Source organism: Zoogloea sp. GW822-FHT05C07 (assembly GCF_058800215.1).
Window position 1 is genome coordinate 2,049,141 of the sequence record NZ_CM179510.1, and the last position, 19,372, is coordinate 2,068,512.

A 19,372-nucleotide genomic window follows, 5' to 3' on the forward strand; every position below is an offset into this window, starting at 1 on the left:
CCGGCAGTGGCGATGAAAGGATTCTGCCGGCCAGCCAAAATCCCACCTTGACCATGATCAACAAACGAACATATTTGTTTGTTTTGTTCCGATGAAGGCCCGCTTGGCAGCGCGGCATCCACTTCCTATGCTGTGCGTCCCCTTCACTGTTCCCACACCGGGCCCGGCCCATGGACAACCCCTTCGCCGCCCAGGCAGAACTCGCCCTGCTGGCCGACAACCCCCGCGACGCGCTACGCATCGCCCGCATGGGCCTGAGCCTCGGCAGCGACGACCCGGCGCTGCTGGAGATTGCCGCCGAAAGCGCCAACCAGCTCGACCAGGACGCCGACGCCGCCCACTACTGGCAGCGCCTCGGCGAACTCGTACCGGACTACGCCCAGGCCTGGAACGGCCTCGGCATTGCGCTGCAGCGCCTCGGCGCCATCGACGAGGCCGAAGCCGCCTGGCGCCGGGCCCTCGTGCTGCTGCCGGACGACGCCAACCTTCACACCAACCTGGGCCTGCTGCTGGAGGAACGCGGCGCGCTGGCCGAGGCGGAGAAGCACCAGCGCCGCGCGGTGGCCCTCGCGCCGGATTCGGCGCCCATCCTCACCAACCTCGGCGACCTGCTCGCCCACCACGGCCGGCCCGACGAAGCCCACGCGCTCTACCACGCCGCACTGGCGCGGGACCCGGACTTCGCCACCGCCCACTGCAACCTCGGCGTGCTGCTCGCCGACCAGGGCGATGCCGGCGCCGCCGAGGCGGCCTTCCGCCACGCCCTCGCGCTGCGGCCGGACTTTCCCCAGTGCCGCGTCAATCTGGCCCAGTTGCTGCTGATCCAGGGGCGCTTCGACGAAGGCTGGCCACACCATGAAAGCCGGCTCGACCGAGCCCGCCACAAGGGCGAAGTCCCCTCCTCCGCCATCACGCCGCAATGGCAGGGCGAACCGCTGCAAGGGCGGGCGATCATCGTCCTCCCCGAGCAGGGCTACGGCGACGAGATCCAGTTCAGCCGCTACGTCCCGTGGCTGAAGTCGCTCGGCGCCAGCCGGGTCACGCTGGCCTGCCGCCCGGAGCTCACGCCCCTGATGCAGACCCTCGCCGGCGCCGACCAGGTGGTCGACCAGGACGAAGGGCTGGCGCTGCTCGACCAGCACGATTACTGGACCGTGCTGCTGAGCCTGCCGCTGCATGCCGGCACCCGGCTGGACTCCATTCCCGCCGGGCCGCCCTACCTGCGTCCCGATCCGCAGCGGGTCCGCCGGCTGGCCCCGCTTCTGGACGCCGCCGGCGACGACGGCGCCCTGCGGGTCGGCCTCGTGTGGCGTGGCAATCCCCATCACAGCAACGACGAAGCGCGCTCCCTGCCGACCCTGGACAGCCTCGCCCCCTTATGGACGGTGCCGGGCGTGCGCTTCTTCAGCCTGCTGAAGAGCCGCCAGCCGCTGCCGCCCGCGCCACAGGCGCTGCCGCTGGTCGACCTGGCGCCCCATCTGGGCGACTTCGCCGACACCGCGGCCCTGCTCGCCAGCCTCGATCTGCTGATCAGCGTGGACACCTCCGTCGCCCACCTGGCCGGCGCCCTCGGCCGCCCGTGCTGGGTACTGCTGCCCGCCCGCAAGACGGACTGGCGCTGGCTGCACGGGCGCGCCGACAGCCCCTGGTATCCCGCCACCCGGCTTTTCCGCCAGCCACGGCACGGCGACTGGCAGGCGCCGGTGGCAGCGCTGGCCGCCGCGCTGGAACAACTTCGCTCAGCGTGGAAAACTTGATTGAAGTTTGCAGCCGACCTGTCGATGATGGCCGGGGTCGGAATACCGACCTCCGCGCCTCCAGACACCGTTTGCCGTCGAGATTTCCATGACCGGACCCCCAGCCGAAGAACGCCCGCCCATCTTGCGAGTCGTCGCGATCTACGTCCTGTTCGCCTCCGCGTGGATCCTGCTGTCCGACAAGGCCGTGGAAGCCCTGATCACCGACCCCACGCAGATGACCTTCGTCAGCATCGCGAAGGGCTGGGTCTTCGTCGCCGTCACCGCCGTGCTGCTGTACACGTTGATGCGGCACGCCTGGCAGCGCACATCGCTCGCACGTAGCGAGCGCCAGCAGACGCTGCTGCTGCTGGAGGCGATTGCCGAAAGCTCCGAGGACGCGATCTTCGCGAAGGACCTGGAAGGCCGCTACATACTGATCAACCGGACCGTCAGCCGGATCTTCGGGCATCCCGCCGCCAGCGTGCACGGCCAGGGCGATCATGCCTTCTTTCCACCCGAACAGGCCGAACGCCTGATCGCCATCGACCGCCACATCATCGCCACCGGCGACACCAGGACCTACGAGGAAAGCGTCGCCACCCCGCTGGGCACACGGGTCCTGCATGTCACCAAGGGGCCTCTCCGCGGCCCCGACGGCCGCGTGATCGGCGTTTTCGGCATCTCCCGCGACATCACCGAGCGCCAGCACACCGCCGACACGATCCGCCAGCTGAACGCCGAGCTGACCGCCACGCTGCAGGCCATTCCCGACCTGCTCTTCGACATGGACGGCGGGGGTGTCTACCGGGGCATCTGGGCCCAGAACCCGGTCCAGCTGGCCGACCAGGAAAATCGCCTGCTCGGGCACAAGGTCACCGACGTGCTGCCCGCCGACGCCGCCGCAGGCGTGCTGGCGGCGATCCGCGAAGCCATCACCAAGGGCCATTCCTACGGTCAGGTGATCCGTCTGGGGCGTGGCAGCAACTGCAAATGGTTCGAGCTGTCGGTCGCCCGCAAGGGCAGCAACAGCGGCCCCGACGCGCGCGTCCTCATCCTGTCCCGCGACATCACCGAACGCTACCAGGCCGAAGCGGCGCTGATGGAGCGGGATTTCAAGTTCGGCGCGATCGTCCGCCACAACCCGTCGGCCCTCACCCTCAAGACGCCGGACGGCCGCTACGCGCTGGCCAACCCCAATTTCCAGGCCATCCACGGGCGCAGCGAGGACCAGATCGTCGGCAAGACCGATTTCGACCTCTACCCGGCGGACACCGCCGAGACCTTTCGCGCCAACGACGCCCGCGTGCTGGACACCCTGCAGCCCCTTGCGATCGAGGAGAACATGCGGGTGGACGGCCAGCCGCACACCTTCATGTCGCACATGTTCCCGATCCTCGACGCATCGGGCGAGGCCCGCTTCGTGTGCCGCATCTCGCTGGACATCACGGAGAGCAAGAAGGTCGAGGAGCAGCTGCGCAAGCTGGCCCAGGCCGTCGAGCAGAGCCCCGGCAACATCTTCATCACCGGCCTCGACGCCCGCATCGAGTACGCCAACGAAGCCTTCCTGCGCAACACCGGCTACAGCCGCGACGAAGTGCTGCAGCACGACCCGCGCTTCCTGCAGTCCGGCCGCACGCCGCCGGCGACCTTCCAGTCTCTGTGGTGCGCGCTCCAGCATGGCGAAACCTGGAAGGGCGAGCTGTTCAACCGGCGCAAGGACGGCAGCAGCTACACCGCCCTGTCCATCATCACGCCGATCCGCCAGGCCGACGGCCGCATCAGCCATTACGTGGCGGTGCAGGAAGACGTCACCGAGAGGCAGCGCAACCTGGAAGAGCTAGACCGCTACCGCCACCACCTGGAAGAGCTGGTCACCCTCCGCACGCTGGAACTGGCCGAGGCCAAGACCGCCGCGGAGGGCGCCAACGTCGCCAAGACGGCCTTCCTGGCCAACATGAGCCACGAGATCCGGACCCCGCTGAGCGGCATCATCGGCATGGCCCACCTGGTCCGGCGCAGCCACGTCAACAAGCGCCAGGCCGAACAGCTCGACAAGATCGCCGCCTCCGGCAGGCACCTGCTGCAGATCATCAACGACATCCTCGACCTGTCGAAGATCGAGGCCGGCAAGCTGGCCCTCGACGAGCGGGACTTCCGGCTGCGCGACATGCTCGACGCCACGCTGGCCGTCACCGGCGACGCGGTGGCGGCCAAGGGCCTGCAGCTCCACACCGACTTCACGGGCCTGCCGGAGGTGCTGCATGGCGACCCGACGCGCCTGTCCCAGGCGCTGGTCAATTACATCGGCAATGCGCTGAAATTCACCGAGCACGGCACGATCAGCCTGCGCGGGCATCTCGTGGCGGAGGACGCCGGCGGCTACCTGCTGCGCTTCGAGGTCAGCGACACCGGCATCGGCATGTCGGCGGAACAGCAGGCCAACCTCTTCGAGGCCTTCGAGCAGGCCGACAACTCCACCACCCGCAAATATGGCGGCACCGGCCTGGGCCTGGCGATCACCCGCCACATCGCCCAGCTGATGGGCGGCGACGTCGGCGTGTCCAGCGAAACCGGCGCCGGCAGCACCTTCTGGATGAGCGGACGCTTCGGCAAACCCGGCGACACGCAACCCGTCGCGGCGGCTCCGTCCGACCGCCGCCTGGAAAACACACTGGGCCGGGACCATGCCGGCGCGCGCGTCCTGCTCGTCGAGGACAACCCGGTGAACCAGGAAGTCGCCCTGCTGCTGCTCAATGACGCCGGCCTCCGCTGCGACCTCGCCGAGGACGGCGCCGAAGCCCTGCGCCTGGCCGGCGAACGGGACTACGCGCTGATCCTGATGGACATCCAGATGCCGGTGATGGACGGCCTGCAGGCCACGCGGGAAATCCGCCGCCTGCCCGGCCACCGCGCCGAGGTGCCGATCCTGGCGATGACCGCCAATGCCTTCGCCGAAGACCGGGAGCACTGCCTGGCCGCCGGCATGAACGACTTCATCGCCAAGCCCTTCGAGCCGGATGCCCTGTACGCGATCCTCCTCAAGTGGCTGGAGAAGCCAGCCGAAGCTGACGCAGCCCCCTAGCGGCGCGGTTCGAAGAGGGTTTCGAGAAAATCGCCCTGCTCCCGATGCGGGCTGCGCCGCGTAAACACATCGGCGAGCGGGCGCTTGTCGGCCTGGGCCAGCAGCTGGCAGTGGTGGTGCAGGCCGGCCGCGCCCTGTTCCACGGCGCATGGCTGCACCGACAGCGCGCTGCCCACGTCGGCGTTGCCGTGGTATAGCAGATGCCGCTCGGTCGTCAGGCAGGCCGCCGCCCGGGGGCCGAACCAGCCCCACTCGGCCTGATCGACCAGCTCGTGGAAACGCGCGAAATACAGGAAGCCCGCCCCATTGAAATGCAGCGACGGACAGGGCCGCACCGACAACGGCGCGTAGCTGTGCCCGCCGCGCGCCGAACGGCCCGGCTCCCGCTCCTGGGGCGCCTGGGCCACGCGCCGGTTGAGCTCGGCGAAGCGCAGCCCCTCGTCGAGCGCCGGCACGTGCTCCAGCCCCGCCACCGGGCTGCGCACGGCCGAGGTATTGAGCCCTGCCGTCTCCCGCGCGACGAACACCGACTGCATCTCCACCACCGCGCACAGGCCGGTGCCAGCCGACACCACGTGCTTGCTGTAGAACTGCGTGCGGCTGACGCGCCCGAGCTGGCTGGCGACCTGCAGCTCGTCATCCTCCACCACGCTGCCGAGGCGGCCGTGGCGCAGGCGCACTGCGCGGAAGGCCGGATAGACCCGCCGCCCGCCGGCGTCGCGCAGGCGGGACACCGGCACGCCTGCGGCGGCTGCCAGCAACTGCCAGTGACGGTCGCCGCAGTCGGCGAGCAGCCAGCTCTCCGACAGGCCGTTCAAGGCCAGCTGCGGCATGCCAACCCGCTGCCGGCCGTGCAGGGCCGGGACGCTCGGGCGGGACGCTTCGGACAGGACGAGATCGAGCATGGGAAGCCTCCTTTCGCGGCGCCCGCGGCTCAGGCCACCGCCGCTTCGGGCGGCACGCCCTGGGCCCCTTGCGCAACGCGTTCGGCGATCACGCCGGCCAGATGCCGGGCATCGTCGGCGATGCCCAGGAAGCGCCCGGAACCCCAGGTGTGCAGCCACGGCAGCCCCAGGAAGTACAGGCCCGGTACCGGCGAAACCCCACGCTGGTACTTCGGATGGCCGCGCCCGTCAAAGGCCGGCAGCTCGATCCAGCGGTAGTCCGGGCGGAAACCGATGGCCCACACGATGGTGGTGATGCCGGCCGCCGCGCAGTCCACGCTCAACGGGTCGGCCTCCGGCGCCCACACCTTGCTGAAGGCCGGCTCTTCCGGCGCCTCGATGCCCGTGGCGGCAATGTACTTGTCGATATCGTTGCGGATGCTGACGTACACCTCGTCGGCGTCATCCAGGTTGGCCGTCAGGTCGGGCAGGAACTCCAGCGTGGCGCCCTGGATGTTGGCCAGGCTGCCGTAGAGCCTGACCCCGTCCCGCGCAAAGCGGCGCAGGTCGATCTCGTGGCCGCCGTCGCGCCCGGTCATGTAGTGGTTGGTCTTCTCGCGGGCCTTCTCGCCGAGGGGATGGCGATCGACTGTCAGCTCGTAGTAGCCCATGTCCATCAGCCACTCGGTCGCCTCGCGGCCGCGATAGACGCGCGGCGAACGCGGCGCCGGGCCGACGCAGAGGTGCACCTTGCGGCCGGCCAGGTGCAGGTCCTCCATGATCTGCACGCCGGACTGGCCGGAGCCCACCACCAGCACCTCGCCCGGCGGCAGGGATTCCGGGTTGCGGTAGTCCACCGAGTGCACCTGGTGGATGTGGGCCGGCAGGCTAGCTGCGTAGGCCGGCACGATGGGAATGTCGTAGCCGCCGGTGGCCACCACGATGTGGTCGGTGGTGAATTGGCCGGCGCTGGTGCTCACCTCCAGCCGGCCAGACTTGCCGCGCAGCACGTGGTTGACCGCCACGCCCTCGACGATGGGCGGCGCGATCTTGCGGGCGAAGGCCTCCACGTAGTCGACGATCTGGTCCTTCAGCATGAAGCCCCGGGGATCGTCGCCCTGGTAAGGAAAGTCCGGCAGGCGGCACTGCCAGTTCGGCGTGACCAGGCAGAAGGTGTCCCAGCGGTCGTTGCGCCAGGAATGGGCGACCCGGTTCTTCTCGAAGACGATGTGGGCGATGCCGTGCTGCTGCAGGAAGTGGCTGGTGGATAGGCCGGCCTGGCCGCCGCCGACGATCACGACGGGATAGTCGCGGCGCGACAGCAGCTGGGTGGATTGGGGAAACAGGGTGTTCATGACGGCTCCTTGGAAATTGGCTGGAATGCGGGGCTGAAATGCGGTGATGGATGCGAAAAACGGGAACGCGCGGCGGCTCAACGCGCGCCGGGCTGGAAGGACTCGACCTGCACCGTGCCGTCGGTGCCTTCGAAACTTTGGGCCACCTCGTGGATGCGGCCGAGCTGGTCCATGGCGCTGGAGCAGAAGTAGCCGTACTTCTGCTGGACCCGCGTACTGGCCTCGCCGAGGGCCTGCTCGCAGCGCTGCACGAAGTCGGCCACCGGGTAGCTGTGGCCGGGCTGCAGGAAATCGCCGATCACCAGCGACGGCGAGTAGCAGCGCTCCTCGCGGCCGTCGGGCCAGCGGACATGGAAATACATTTCAGGCATGGTTGAACTCCTGGGCAGGTTGGGAAACGGCAAGCGGCAGGTCCGCCACGGCCCGGTAAGCCGGCAGGTGGGCGCGGGCGCAGGTCGGCCAGTCGTGGCGGGCGGCCACCTGGAAGCCGCGGGCAACGATGCGCTCGCGGGTGCCGGGCATCAGCGCCCGGCACATGGCGTTGGCAATGGAATCCGGGTCGTCGGGATCGGCCCACAGGCAGTCCCCGTCGGCGAGGAAATCGGTGAAGGGGGCGATCTGCGACACCACCACCGGCGTGCCGCAGGCCATCGCCTCGACGATGGCCAGGCCGAAGCCCTCGACGCGGGACGGGAAGATCAGCGCATCGGCGAGCCGGTACAGCGGCGCCATGTCGGCATCGGCCAGCACGCCGGCGAGGATCACCGGCGCCTCCGGCGGCAGCGGCTGGCCGTCGTCCGGCAGCGCCGCCGCGGCGAGCCCTTCCCGCGCCAGCACGGCGTCGAAGTCGCGCCGACAGGCACCGTGGTCGAGCAGGCTGGCGCCGCCGGCCACCACCAGTTGCGCCTTGCCGAGGGTGGCCCGCAAGCGAGCGAAGGCGCGCAGCGTGGCGACGGTGTTCTTGCGCGCCTCGATGCCGCCGACGGCCAGGAACAGCGGCCCGGCGCCGAGGCCCAGGCGCTGCCGCAGCTGGCGGTCGCGGGCCACGGCGGCGGGGCCGAAACGGCGCAGGTTGACGCCGTTGCCGACCACCTCTGCGGCACGCCCGCAGCGCTCCGCCAGCCGCGCCGCCCAACTCGGGCTGACGCATAGCAGGCGCGCTGCGCCGGCGATGGAGCGGCGCTCGAGAAAGTCCAGGCGTGCGTCGCCGTAGCTGTCCTCCAGATGATGGACGGTGCGCACGTAGCCCTGCAGCACGCCGCGCGCCTGCAGCTCGTACAGCGCGTTGGCGCCGATGCCGTCGTGGGCGTGGAAAACGTCGAAATCGGCGTGACCGGGCTGGGAAAACCATTCGGCGAAGGTCGCGATGCGCCGTTCGACGCGTTCGCGCAGGCCACCGCCGGCCACTGTCTCGGGGATCAGGCACAGCAGCGCGGCGGTGCTGCGGAACAGGCGCGTGCCGGGCGCCGCCGGCGCGTGCAGCGTGACCCGGTGGCCGAGGGCCACCAGCGCGTCGGCCAGCTCCAGGCAATGCACGACACCGCCGCGCGGGTTGGTGGAATGGGTCAGCAGCGCGATGCGCAGCGGGTGGCTGTCGCGGTTCATGCCCGCTCTCCTTGTGCCACGGCGCCGCGCTGCGGCCCGACGCCCATCAGCGGCTCGATGGCCAGATCGCGGAACAAGCCTTCGGCGCCGCCCTGACCCAGCATCAAGCGGCTGCCGTCAGTCACTGTGCCGATGCCAGCGGCGGCGATGCCGCGGGCGTGGAAGCGGGCGCACAAGGCGTCCGCCTGTGCCGGCCGGCAGGCCAGCACGTAGCCGAAGCTCGGGAAGGAGCGCAGCCAGCGCGCCAGCGCCACGCCGGCCGGCCGCGGCACGGCGGCCAGGTCGATGCGGGCACCGACGCCGGAGCACTCCATCAGCATCAGCACGGTGCCGGGCAGGCCGGCCTGGCTGATGTCCTTGGCGGCGTGGGCGAGGCCGGCCTCGGCGATCTCCGGCAGCAGCGCCAGGTCGCCGCGCAGGCGGGCGGGATCGGCGGCGGTGGCCGCGTCCCAGTTGTCGAAAGGCTCCCGGTAGGCGCCGCGCAGGTCGGCCGCCATCACCAGCACGTCGCCGGGGCGGGCGGCGAAGCTGGTGAGCAGCCGCGTCGCCTCGCCGAGCACCGCCACCGCCAGCTGGGCGCGGTCGCAGCGGGTGTTGCTGTGGCCGCCGACCAGCGGCACGCCGAAGGCCGCCGCCGCGTCGGACAGGCCGCGCATCAGCGCCTGCGCCTGTTCATGGCCGTCGCTCCACAGAGCGTCCACCACCGCCAGCGGACGGCCGCCCATCGCGGCGATGTCGCTGAGGTTGACCATCACGCCGCACCAGCCGGCGAACCACGGGTCGTGGGCAACGAACGCGTTGATGAAGCCTTCGATGGCGAACAGCAGGTGGCCGTCGCCGCGGGGCAGTGCGGCGCAGTCGTCGCCGAGCCAGGCGCCGGCCTCCGGCAGATGGCGGCTGGCCAGTGCCGCCAGCACGCCGTCGATATCGCGCTTGTGGGCGATGCCCGCGTGGCCGCGCAAGGTGTCGATGAGGGCCTGGAGTTCCATCACGCCCCCCGCTTCACATCGACCCGCATGGCCGCGCCGGCCGCGAACGGCGGGTAGTGGGCCAGGTCGGCTTCCATCAGGTGGTGGGGACGGCCGTGCAACGCGATCTCGCCGGTGCTGCGCCAGTGCAGGCGGCGGAACAGCGGCACGTTGGCGGCCTGCACCTGGGCCACGAAGCGCGTGCAGCCCAGCGTGGCGGCGCTGCGCACGGCGAGCTGGATCAGCGCGCCGCCAAGGGCGCCGACGCGCCGGTACTCGGCGGCGACGGCCAGCCGGGAGCCCTGCCAGACGTCCGGCGCGAGGCGATGGATGCGCACCGTGCCGACCACCGGCGCCGGCCCGCCGCCCTCCACGCACGGACGGGCCACCAGCAGCAGCGCGTCGGTGTCGATGGCGTCCTCGTCGCTGCCGTCGAACAGGCCCTGCTCGGCGCAGAACACCGCCCGGCGCAGGGCCAGCGCTTCGACACCGGCGGCCGCATCGGCATGTTCGACGCGGTAGTGGCGCGGCAGAGGCAGCCGCACCGTGATGGCAGGCAGCGGGGCGTTCATGGCCGGGCCTCGTAGCGGGACTGGGCCGAGCAGGCGCCGCATTTGCCGCAGCCGGCCTTCATCGCGGTGCCGCTGAGGCCACCGGCCTGCAGCAGCCCGGCCAGCGGGGCCAGCACGGCGTCCATGAAGGCGGCGTCGGGCGCCGGATGGTCTTCCAGCGGCGTGCCGGAGATCGGCACGAAGGGCACCACGAAGGGGTAGACGCCGATGTCGATCAGCCGCGCGCAGGCCGCCAGGATGGTCTCGCGGCTGTCGCCGAGGCCGGCCAGGATGTAGGTGGACACCTGGCCGCGGCCGAAGACCTCGACCGCCGCGGCGAAGGCCTCGTCGTAGCGCTCCGGCGGGATCGCCGCCTTGCCGGGCATCAGGCGCTGGCGCAGGGCCGGGGTGAGCACTTCGAGGTGCATGCCGAGGCTGTCCACGCCGGCCTCGCGGACGCGGCGGAACCACGCGAAGTCGTCGGGCGGCTCGAACTGGGCCTGCAGCGGCAGATCCACCGCGGCGCGGATCGCCGCGGCGCTGTCGCACATCACGCGGGCGCCGCGGTCGGGGGTCGGCGGCGTGCCGGTGGTCAACACCATATGGCGCACGCCGTCGAGCAGCACCGCCGCGCGGGCCACCTCGGCCAGCTGCTCGGGCGTTTTGTGGGCGATGGTGCGGCCGGCCGCCAGGGACTGCCCGATGCTGCAGAACTGGCAGGCCTTGGCGCGGCTCTGGTAGCGCGTGCAGGTCTGCAGCACGGTGGTGGCCAGCACGTCGGTGCTGTGCAGCGTGGCGATGTGGCTGTAGGGCACACCGTCCAGCGTCTGCAGGCGGTAGAAGCGCGGCTGGCGGGCGAAGGCGATGCGCGCCACGTGCTGCCCGTCGCGGCTGAGGGTAGCCTCGCCGGCGGCGTCCGGGCGGGACGCCACAAAGGGCGAGTGCAGCGCCCGGCCGGTGTGGAGCGGCACCATCACCGGCTGGCCGTCGATGAGGATCGCCGCGTGGTCCGACGGGCCGGCGCCGCCGCGCCGGCTGTGCAGGCCACCGGCCGCGGCGTCGAGCCGGAAGCCGTGGCTCTGCAGCTCAGAGATCAGCTGTTGCGGGCGCAGCGCTGTCATGGACATGATCGACTCCTGCGGTTTCGGGGAAGGGGGAAAGCGCGTCGCGCAGGCCTTGCAGCAGCGCCTTGGGCGCCAGGTCGGCCTGCAGGGACAACAGCTCGGGGCGGGCGTAGTGGCCGACCGAGTCCATCATTCGCTTGCGCTTGGTGATGAGGGCCATGTCCAGGTCGGCGATCAACATGCCTTCGCCTTCGCGCAGGGGTTCACCCAGGTAGTTGCCCTCGGGCGTCACGATGGCGGTGTGACAGCCGCCGCGCAGGGCCCGCTGCATGGCCGGGTCGGGGGTGATCGAAGCGACCTGCTCGTCGCTCAGCCAGCCGGTGGCATTGACGACGAAGCAGCCGGACTCCAGCGCGTGGTGGCGGATCGTCACGGCGATCTGCTCGGCGAAGATGTTGCCGACCATCGAGCCGGGGAACTGGCTGGCGTGGATCTCCTCGTGCTGGGCCATCAGCGTGTAGCGGGCCAGCGGGTTGTAGTGCTCCCAGCAGGCTAGCGCACCGATGCGCCCGATGCCGGTGTCCACCACCTTGAGGCCGCTGCCGTCGCCCTGCCCCCACACCATGCGCTCGTGGTAGGTCGGGGTGATCTTGCGGCGCTTGAGGATCAGGCTGCCGGTTTCGTCGAAGACCAGCTGGGTGTTGTAGAGGGAACCGTGGTCCCGCTCATTGACGCCGAGCACGACGACCGCCTTCGCCCGCCGGGCCGCCCCGCCGACGGCCTGGGTCACCGGCCCCGGCACCGTGACGGCCCGCTCGTACAGCTTGAGGTGTTCCGCGCCCATCGCCACCGCCGGCTGGACGAAGGAGAAGTACGGGTAGTAGGGCACGAAGGTTTCCGGAAAGACCACCATCCGGGCGCCCTTCTCCCCCGCTTCCAGGATGGCGCGGCAGACCTTGTCCACCGTGCCGGTGGCGGACGTGAGATCCGGGCTCATCTGCACCGCGGCCACGCGGACGATTCGTTCGGTCGTCATGCTCGTCTCCTCGGCGTGGCGCTCAGAGCGTCCAGCTGTTGATGACGAAGGCGTCGTCGCGCTTGTGAAGGAGCTGGATGTCCATCACGTCGAGCGGACTGATCGGGCGGATGCCGGGAATCAGCGAGGGCTCGCCGTGGCCGTACAAGGCCTGCAGCGCGAAGCGGCACGCATAGACCTTGCCGCCCTCCTCGATGAACTTGGCGAGCTGCTTGTTGATCGCCAGGTGGCCCGGAAAGGCCTCGTCGCCCAGGCGTGGGAAGCCGCGCTGCAGGCCGAGGGTGACACCCGGGCCGTAGAGCAGGATGGTGGTGTCGAAGCCCTTGCGCAGCAGGCGGGTGGCCTGCAGCAGGTTCACCAGACCGATGGAGCCTTCGAAGGCGACGGTGTGGAAGGTGACGAGGGCTTTCTGGCCGGGTTCGGCCTTCACGTCCTCGAAGACCTTCTCTTCGTAGTCGACGAAGAAATCACCGGCGGTATGGGGGGGCAGGGTCACAGCGGGCATGTCAGATTCCTCATGGTTGGGATTTGAGATGCGCACCGCCGGGGTGTCATGGAGGCCTGGGCCGATGTCTGCCGCCGGTGGTGCGCAGCATCAATTCAGCAACAGACGTGCCATCAATTTACTTTTATTGTATGCATACAATAAAAGTACGAAGAATCATTTTCTTGGGTTTCGAAGGGGGTTCCGGGGCGCTACCCAGACGCCTGAAAATGCTGGCAGATCAACGCACTCGGCCAGTGCATCGACGACACCACGCGCACCCACGCCGTGCATGCATTGAATGCATACAATCTTCAATCGCATGGATTCTGTCCGTGCCCAAGGGCCTGCAGGGCGCGTCGGCGGAGACGGCGTGGAGAAGAGGTGTCGGGACGGACGGCGGATGGTCCGCCCCGCCGGGACGCAGGCGCGTCCGCGGCAGGCAAGGGGATTCAGACGATGGAGGAGTAGATCGCCGGCGGGTGGGACAGGGCCGCGCCGACCAGCTCCATGGCGTGCTGCACGTCGCCGCGGCTGGCGGCGCCGCCGAGGCAGATGCGGACCGCCTCCACCGCCGCGCCGCCGACCAGGAAGGCGTCGCTGGTCACCACGCCGATGCCGCTGTTGCGCAGGTGGGTCGCGAAGCTGACCCGGCTCCAGCCTTCCGGCAGCGGCAGCCACAGGTGAAAGCCGTCGGGCGAGGCCTGGAAGGCGGTCGGGCCGAGGGCTGCGGCGGCCAGTTGCTGGCGCACCCTCGACTCCGCGCGGATGAAGCGGACCAGTTGCTCGGCGGTGCCGTCGAGCACCCATTCGGTGGCGATGGCCGTCGAGATCGGCGGCGTCATCACCGACACCGCGCGCAGGATGCCGCTGACCCGCGGCAGCTGGCGGGCGTCCGGCAGCGCCAGGTAGGCCACCCGCAGGCCGGCGCCGACGGTCTTGGACAGGCCGCAGACGTGGTAGGTGAGCTCCGGCAGCAGGGTCTTGAAGCTCGGTGGCGGCGCCTCCGGCAGCAGGCCGTAAGGGTCGTCCTCGATCACCGCCACCTGGTGGCGCGCGGCGATTTCGGCGATCGCCTCGCGGCGCCCGGCGGACATCGTGGTGGTGGTCGGGTTGTGGATCGTCGGGTTGATGTACAGGGCCGCCGGCTGGTTGTCGCGGCAGCAGCGCTCGAAGGCGTCGGGCAGAATGCCGTCCGCGTCGGACGGCAGGCCAAGCAGGCTGACGCCGTGGATCGCCGCCAGCGCGCGGATGCCCGGATAGGTGATGTTGTCGCAGCACACGCGGCCGCCGCCGGTGCCGACCAGGGTGCTCAGCAGCGCGTTGAGCACGCTGTGCGTGCCCGGGCAGACCAATACCTTGTCCATGCCCGTCGCGATGCCGCGCCGCGCCAGCCAATGCACGGCGGCCTCCCGGTCCTCGGGGCTGCCGCCGAAGGGCTGGTAGCGCAGCAGGGAGTTGATGTCGCCGCACAGCCCGCGCAGGCCGGTCTCCATGCGGGCCAGCAGCTCGGGTTGGTCTGGCTCAGGCGGCAGGTTCATCGACATGTCGATCAGCTGCGCGCGGGCGGCGGCGTGACGGACCCGCGGGCAGGCCTCCGGTCGCACCCGGGTGCCCTGCCCGACCCGCGCATCGAGCAGGCCGCGGCGCTGGGCCTCGGCGTAGGCGCGGCTGATGGTCGTGAAGTTGAGGCCCAGCACGTGGGCCAGCTGGCGCTGGGGCGGCAGCCGGGTGTTCGCTGCCAGGCGGCCGTCGCGGATGTCCGCGGCGATGGCGTCGGCGATGGCGATGTAGGCAGGCTTGTGCGGATCGAGGTCGATCGGCCGCCACGCGGGCGTGTTGGAAGGCATGGGATCAATCCGGGTCGTCGGAGCGTGGATTGTATGCATTCAATCCACCGCCGTCACGACGATGCCGGAGCGGTCTCAGCGTGCCTCCAGCCAGCGCAGCAAGACCGCGTAGAACACCGCCGGCTCGACCGGCTTGGCGACAAAATCGTTCATGCCGGCGGCGAGACAGTGCCTGCGGTCGTCGGCGAAGGCATTGGCGGTCATCGCCAGCACCGGCAGCCGCGCCTTGCCCGGCAGCAGGCGGATGCGGCGGGTCGCTTCGAGGCCGTCCATCACCGGCATCTGCATGTCCATCAGCACCAGCGCGAAATCTTCGACGGCGACCCGTGCCACCGCCTCCGCGCCGTCGCTGACAGTGGTCGTCTGCAGGCCGCATTCGTCGAGGAAGAAGCGGGCCACTTCCTGGTTCAACGGCTCGTCCTCCACCAGCAGGATGCGGGTGCCGGCGTGGTCGCGGCGCAGGATGGCTTCGGCCGACAAGTGTTCTCCCGACGCGGTATCGCCGGAAGAAGTCGCTGCCGGTGCCTTGGCGCGGCGGAACCGGGCCGTGAGCCAGAAGGTGCTGCCGACCCCTGGCGTACTGCTGGCGCCGGCCTCGCCCCCCATCAGACGGGCCAGACGGCGGGTGATCGCCAGCCCAAGACCGGTGCCGCCATACTTGCGCGTCGTCGAATCGTCGGCCTGCTCGAAGGCCATGAACAGGCGCGACAAGGCCTCGGCAGGAATGCCGATGCCGGTGTCCACCACGTCGAAGCGCAGCAGCAGCCCCTCGCTGCCCTCCTCCACGACCCGCACGCGCAGGGTGATTCCGCCGCGCTCGGTAAACTTCACCGCGTTGCCCAGGTAGTTGAGCAGCGCCTGGCTCAGGCGCACCGCATCGCCGTTGAGCCAGCCGAGTCCGGTGGGGGTGTCGATGAGCAGGTCCAGGTCCTTTTCCCGCAGGCGCTCGCCGAGCATCGAACGGATCCGCGCCAGGATCGCCTCGAACTCGAAGTCGGCGCGTTCGAGGACCAGCTTGTCGGCCTCGATCTTCGAGATGTCCAGGATGTCGTTGATGACCCCCAGCAGGTGGTCGGCGGCCCCGAGGACCTTGTCCAGCATGACGGCCTGCGCCGCGTCGATGCCGGTGCGGCGCAGCGCGTGAGTGAGTCCGATGATGGCGTTCATCGGCGTGCGGATCTCGTGGCTCATGTTGGCGAGGAACACGCTCTTGGCGCGGGTGGCGCTCTCCGCCTCGTCGGCGCGGCGGGCCAGCTCCTGGTTGAGCGCCTCGATCTCGCCCTCCTTCTCCTTCGACGCGGTGATGTCCGAGGCCAGCGCAAAGAAGCCGCGCACGACGCCCTCTTCGTAGTCGGGGATGTACTGCACCTGCGTCCACCGCCGCACGCCGCGCACATCGACCAGCGGGCGCTCAAAGGCGCGCCCTTCGCCGCGCAACACCGCCGCCAGATGAGGACGGGTCATCTCGAAGGCCTCGGCACCGATCACCTGGCGCAGATGCAGCCCCTTCACTTCCGGCGGCGTCAGCCCGAACATGGCCTCGAAGGCGTTGTTGGCGAACTCGTTGTGCAGGTCCCGGCTCCAGTAGGCGATCAGCGCCGGCACGTTGTCGAGCACGCCGTGCAGCAGCGCCTCGCTCTTGCGCAACGCCAGTTCCAGCGCCTTGCGCTGGCGGTTGTCGAAAACGGTGGTGCGCGACGCCACGAAGTGCCCCGCCGCGTCGCGGATCGCCGTGGAATTGATGAGCACCGCCATCGTGCCGCCATCCTTGCCACGCAGCTCCCATTCCAGATCCTGCACGAAGCCGTCCCGCTGGAACTTGGCGAAGTACGCCTCGAAACGCTGCGCCAGCTCGGGGGGGAGAACGTCAGTCAGGTGCAGCTTGCCGACCACCTCTTCACGCTGGTACCCCAGCCACTCCAATTCCGTATCGTTGATGCGCAGGAAGACCCCGTGGCGGTCCACCGAGTGGTAGCCGCAGGGCGCCCGGTTGTAGAGGTCCTCCACCTCCGCCGAACGCTGGTTCAAGGCCGCATTGACGGCCCGCAGTTCGGCAGTACGCACCGACACCTCGCGCTCCAGGCGGTCCCGTTCCTTGCTGATGAAGTCCTGCTGCTCGGCAACCCGTGCCTGCAGTACGTTGAAGTTGTGCAGCAGCAGGCGGATCTCCCGGCTGCCAGCCTCTTCCAGTTGCACGGCCGGCTGGTCGCCGGCGACGGACTCACCGACCCGTTGCGTCGCCCGCTCAAGGGGAAGCAACGCGCGGCGCAGACCGAACCAGATCAATGCGCCCGCCAGCAACGCAGCCAGCGCCGCACCGCCATAGATGCGTGTGTTCGCCGCCCGCAGCGGCGCGAAGGCTTCGGCGGTCGGCAGATAGGACACCACCAGCCACTGCCCGTCCATCACCGGCGCCGCGGCGCTGATCAGGTCCACGCCCTTCGAGTCCACGGTCCGTCCTGGCCCCATGTAACCCTTATCGAGGCGACGATCGAGCAGCGGGTTGACGCCCGGGGCCGGCAGGGGACGCAGGACCCGGCTCGCGTCCGTGCTGGCCGCGAAGATGCGCTGTTCGAGGGCATACACGTGGAAGCCCCCGGTCTGCCCGTTGCGGACCTCCTCGGTGAGGTGGAAATGGCTGCCCTTCTCGATCAGTTCCGCCCCGCACATCGCCCCGAGCAGATTCCCGTGGCGATCGATGATCGGAACCACCACCAACAGCACCGGCTGGCGCGCGAAACGCCCGAACCAGGCGCGGATCACCGGCTTGCGGCTCGCCACCAGGCGGGTGAAATAAGCCGCATCGCGATACTGGCTGCCGACATGGCCACGCGCCGGGCTCTCGGCGATACGCTCCCCATCGCTCCGGATCACATAGACATCGCGGGTAAACAGGCGGTTGGCCATCGGCTGGGTCAGCAGATAGTCCTGCACAGCGCGGGGAGACGGCTCCGGCAGCGCGGCGATGTGCTCCGCCATCACGTTGAGGGTATCGAGGCGGAAGCGCAGCTCGGCGTCCAGCGTACGCGCCAGGAAACTGGCGGCAGTGGCCTGCTCATGCCCGATCAGGGCTTCGAAGTCCTCATGCAGGCCGCGGGCCACATGCCAGGCCAGCGCCCCGATCCCGACGGTGAAGACGAGCACCGACAGCAACGCTGCCTTGATCTTCAACGGCAGGGCCGAGAACGCATCCCTCCAGACGCCGGCTCGCAAATGCATCGACACGTTGCGCCACTCCTCCGCCTCCGCCACCACGCTCCTGCCTGCCGGACGAGCGGACGAGGCGGGAGCACGGCAGAAGTGGTCAATCCCTATTCCAATGGGAAGGAAGACTCTCCCAGGCGCCCCACGGACGCTATGCGGCACGTCACAAACAGTCGGGCCGCGACACTTTTTCATCAAACCGGGGCTTCGGCTCTGACCACCCGCCATGGCCTCCGTTCCGCCTGCGGATGACGCAAAAAGGCGAAGGGACCGCCCCGGGAGCCCAAGCCCCGGCGACGGTCCCTCCACCCACGAATCGATGACGCAGCCGCTCAGCAGCCGGCGGCAACCCCCACCTTGGTCGGCGGCGCTTCGACCGGCACCTCGCCGACGCCGCGCAGGAAGGCCTGGTGCATGTTCTGCAGGGCCGGCTCGTTGGCGCCGAAGGTGCTGTAGCGCAGCATGCCGGCGTTGAGGTTCTTCATCACGTTGGTGGACACCCAGTAGTCCTCCTCATCCACCACCTTGCAGATGAACTCGAAGTGCTCCTGCGGCGTATTGCCGTCCCAGCCCTTGTCGCCGCCCTGACGCACGTAGCTGCGGTAGATGGTGCGATGCTCGCCGGGTTTATCGCCGGGGTAGAGCTTGAAGAATTCCACCGACACCGGCGACACCAGCAACGAGGTGTTGGGGTAGATGAAGTGCACCAGCTGGAAGTCGTTGAAGATGTCCAGCGTCCATTCGGACTCGGGGATCTCCTTCAGGCGCTTGATGCTCTCGTTGGGGAAGGCCAGGCGGTGGCTGCGCCCCTCGGGGCCGAAGGTGTCGAAGGCCGAGGTGTTGCCGATGGAGATGCCGCCGAGGGTGTTCTTGTGCAGGGCCAGGAAGTGGTAGCCCTCGCAGAAGGTGTCCAGCGCCAGCTTCCAGTTGGTCTGCAGCTTCCATTCGTGCTGGGCCACGTAGCCGAGGGAGCCCAGGTCCCACATCTCGAAGACCGGCGCCATGTGGCCGAGGATGTCGTCCACCGAGACCTTCACGTCCGGGTGCATACCGGCGAAGATCATCCCGTACTTTTCCTCGACCGGCAGGCGCACCAGGTCGTACAGGGATTTCTCGATGCTGCCGAAGCTCTTTTCCTCCCACACCGCGCGCAGCTTGCCTTTCAGGTCGAAGCCCCAGTTGTGGTACGGACAGGCCAGCGAGGCGGTCTTGCCGCAGCCGTCCTTCAGGCGCGCGGCGCGGTGGGTACAGGCGTTGAGGAAGGCATTGACCTTGCCTTCGTTGTCGCGGGTCAGCAGCACCGGCACGCCGAGGTCGTCGAAGGTGTAGTAGCTGCCCTTCTCCGGCAGGTCGCTGGAGAAGCACACGAACTGCGGCTCGTCCTTGAAGATGGTGGCCTTCTCGCGCTCGAACAGGGCCGGATCGGTATACACCGACGACGGCTGGCGGTAGGCGCCGGCGGCGCTGTCGGTGGTGCCGGCATCGACGAGGGCCAGCATGCGCTGGATGAGTTCCTTGTAAACCTGGACGTTGTCCATTATCTCGCTCCT

Annotated in this window: 14 protein-coding genes; 2 read left to right on the top strand and 12 right to left on the bottom strand. The window is 69.5% G+C overall.

Translation table 11 applies throughout. From position 1 onward, the window contains the following. The first annotated feature begins 170 nt into the window (after window positions 1-170). Window positions 171-1,757 (top strand): tetratricopeptide repeat protein, encoded by a 1,587-nt coding sequence (locus tag AC3QL2_RS09725; protein ID WP_493233328.1) that lies wholly within the window; start codon window positions 171-173, stop codon window positions 1,755-1,757. A gap of 88 nt (window positions 1,758-1,845) precedes the next feature. Beyond that, a complete protein-coding gene (locus AC3QL2_RS09730; RefSeq protein WP_493233329.1) occupies window positions 1,846-4,821 on the top strand; it encodes a PAS domain-containing hybrid sensor histidine kinase/response regulator in 2,976 nt (991 codons plus the stop codon). Here AC3QL2_RS09730 and AC3QL2_RS09735 read toward each other — a convergent pair. The 12 genes from AC3QL2_RS09735 to AC3QL2_RS09790 form a co-directional block, all read right to left on the bottom strand. Beyond that, a complete protein-coding gene (locus tag AC3QL2_RS09735) occupies window positions 4,818-5,726 on the bottom strand; it encodes a Pnap_2097 family protein (protein ID WP_493233330.1) in 909 nt (302 codons plus the stop codon). The genes AC3QL2_RS09730 and AC3QL2_RS09735 overlap by 4 nt on opposite strands. A 29-nt stretch (window positions 5,727-5,755) precedes the next feature. Next, window positions 5,756-7,060, bottom strand: a complete 1,305-nt coding sequence (locus AC3QL2_RS09740) for an MSMEG_0569 family flavin-dependent oxidoreductase (RefSeq protein ID WP_493233331.1) — start codon at window positions 7,058-7,060, stop codon at window positions 5,756-5,758. 77 nt (window positions 7,061-7,137) lie between these two features. Further along, window positions 7,138-7,431 carry an MSMEG_0570 family nitrogen starvation response protein gene (locus tag AC3QL2_RS09745; protein ID WP_493233332.1) on the bottom strand — a complete coding sequence of 98 codons (294 nt, stop codon included), beginning with the start codon at window positions 7,429-7,431 and terminating at the stop codon, window positions 7,138-7,140. Continuing rightward, window positions 7,424-8,665: an MSMEG_0565 family glycosyltransferase gene (locus AC3QL2_RS09750; protein WP_493233333.1), complete on the bottom strand. Its 1,242-nt coding sequence runs from the start codon at window positions 8,663-8,665 to the stop codon at window positions 7,424-7,426. The genes AC3QL2_RS09745 and AC3QL2_RS09750 overlap by 8 nt, the downstream gene beginning before the upstream one ends. Then, a complete protein-coding gene (locus AC3QL2_RS09755) occupies window positions 8,662-9,654 on the bottom strand; it encodes a sll0787 family AIR synthase-like protein (protein WP_493233334.1) in 993 nt (330 codons plus the stop codon). Before AC3QL2_RS09755 ends, AC3QL2_RS09750 begins: the two co-directional genes overlap by 4 nt. After that, complete coding sequence (locus AC3QL2_RS09760) at window positions 9,654-10,205, bottom strand: MSMEG_0567/Sll0786 family nitrogen starvation N-acetyltransferase (RefSeq protein WP_493233335.1); 552 nt, start codon at window positions 10,203-10,205, stop codon at window positions 9,654-9,656. The genes AC3QL2_RS09755 and AC3QL2_RS09760 overlap by 1 nt, the downstream gene beginning before the upstream one ends. Continuing rightward, the gene (locus AC3QL2_RS09765; protein WP_493233336.1) at window positions 10,202-11,311 is read right to left on the bottom strand and encodes an MSMEG_0568 family radical SAM protein; all 1,110 of its coding nucleotides are present in this window, start codon (window positions 11,309-11,311) and stop codon (window positions 10,202-10,204) included. The genes AC3QL2_RS09760 and AC3QL2_RS09765 overlap by 4 nt, the downstream gene beginning before the upstream one ends. Beyond that, window positions 11,271-12,284: a Nit6803 family nitrilase gene (locus AC3QL2_RS09770; protein ID WP_493233337.1), complete on the bottom strand. Its 1,014-nt coding sequence runs from the start codon at window positions 12,282-12,284 to the stop codon at window positions 11,271-11,273. Before AC3QL2_RS09770 ends, AC3QL2_RS09765 begins: the two co-directional genes overlap by 41 nt. A gap of 22 nt (window positions 12,285-12,306) precedes the next feature. Next, window positions 12,307-12,789: an MSMEG_0572/Sll0783 family nitrogen starvation response protein gene (locus AC3QL2_RS09775; protein WP_493233338.1), complete on the bottom strand. Its 483-nt coding sequence runs from the start codon at window positions 12,787-12,789 to the stop codon at window positions 12,307-12,309. Window positions 12,790-13,220: 431 nt separating this feature from the next. Then, entirely contained in the window at window positions 13,221-14,618 is a 1,398-nt protein-coding gene (locus AC3QL2_RS09780; RefSeq protein WP_493233339.1) for an aminotransferase-like domain-containing protein, read from the bottom strand. Between the two features lie 75 nt (window positions 14,619-14,693). Further along, window positions 14,694-17,837 (bottom strand): PAS domain-containing protein, encoded by a 3,144-nt coding sequence (locus AC3QL2_RS09785; protein ID WP_493233549.1) that lies wholly within the window; start codon window positions 17,835-17,837, stop codon window positions 14,694-14,696. Window positions 17,838-18,154: 317 nt separating this feature from the next. Next, window positions 18,155-19,360, bottom strand: coding sequence for an aromatic ring-hydroxylating oxygenase subunit alpha (locus AC3QL2_RS09790; RefSeq protein ID WP_493233340.1), 1,206 nt, complete (start codon window positions 19,358-19,360; stop codon window positions 18,155-18,157). Between the last annotated feature and the right edge of the window lie 12 nt (window positions 19,361-19,372).

Excerpts from the sequence above, each read along its gene's own strand:
- AC3QL2_RS09725 (WP_493233328.1), top strand. The coding sequence starts at position 171 with ATGGACAACCCCTTCGCCGCCCAGGCAGAACTCGCCCTGCTGGCCGAC.
- AC3QL2_RS09730 (WP_493233329.1), top strand. The coding sequence starts at position 1,846 with ATGACCGGACCCCCAGCCGAAGAACGCCCGCCCATCTTGCGAGTCGTC.
- AC3QL2_RS09735 (WP_493233330.1), bottom strand. The coding sequence starts at position 5,726 with ATGCTCGATCTCGTCCTGTCCGAAGCGTCCCGCCCGAGCGTCCCGGCC.
- AC3QL2_RS09740 (WP_493233331.1), bottom strand. The coding sequence starts at position 7,060 with ATGAACACCCTGTTTCCCCAATCCACCCAGCTGCTGTCGCGCCGCGAC.
- AC3QL2_RS09745 (WP_493233332.1), bottom strand. The coding sequence starts at position 7,431 with ATGCCTGAAATGTATTTCCATGTCCGCTGGCCCGACGGCCGCGAGGAG.
- AC3QL2_RS09750 (WP_493233333.1), bottom strand. The coding sequence starts at position 8,665 with ATGAACCGCGACAGCCACCCGCTGCGCATCGCGCTGCTGACCCATTCC.
- AC3QL2_RS09755 (WP_493233334.1), bottom strand. The coding sequence starts at position 9,654 with ATGGAACTCCAGGCCCTCATCGACACCTTGCGCGGCCACGCGGGCATC.
- AC3QL2_RS09760 (WP_493233335.1), bottom strand. The coding sequence starts at position 10,205 with ATGAACGCCCCGCTGCCTGCCATCACGGTGCGGCTGCCTCTGCCGCGC.
- AC3QL2_RS09765 (WP_493233336.1), bottom strand. The coding sequence starts at position 11,311 with ATGTCCATGACAGCGCTGCGCCCGCAACAGCTGATCTCTGAGCTGCAG.
- AC3QL2_RS09770 (WP_493233337.1), bottom strand. The coding sequence starts at position 12,284 with ATGACGACCGAACGAATCGTCCGCGTGGCCGCGGTGCAGATGAGCCCG.
- AC3QL2_RS09775 (WP_493233338.1), bottom strand. The coding sequence starts at position 12,789 with ATGCCCGCTGTGACCCTGCCCCCCCATACCGCCGGTGATTTCTTCGTC.
- AC3QL2_RS09780 (WP_493233339.1), bottom strand. The coding sequence starts at position 14,618 with ATGCCTTCCAACACGCCCGCGTGGCGGCCGATCGACCTCGATCCGCAC.
- AC3QL2_RS09785 (WP_493233549.1), bottom strand. The coding sequence starts at position 17,837 with ATGCATTTGCGAGCCGGCGTCTGGAGGGATGCGTTCTCGGCCCTGCCG.
- AC3QL2_RS09790 (WP_493233340.1), bottom strand. The coding sequence starts at position 19,360 with ATGGACAACGTCCAGGTTTACAAGGAACTCATCCAGCGCATGCTGGCC.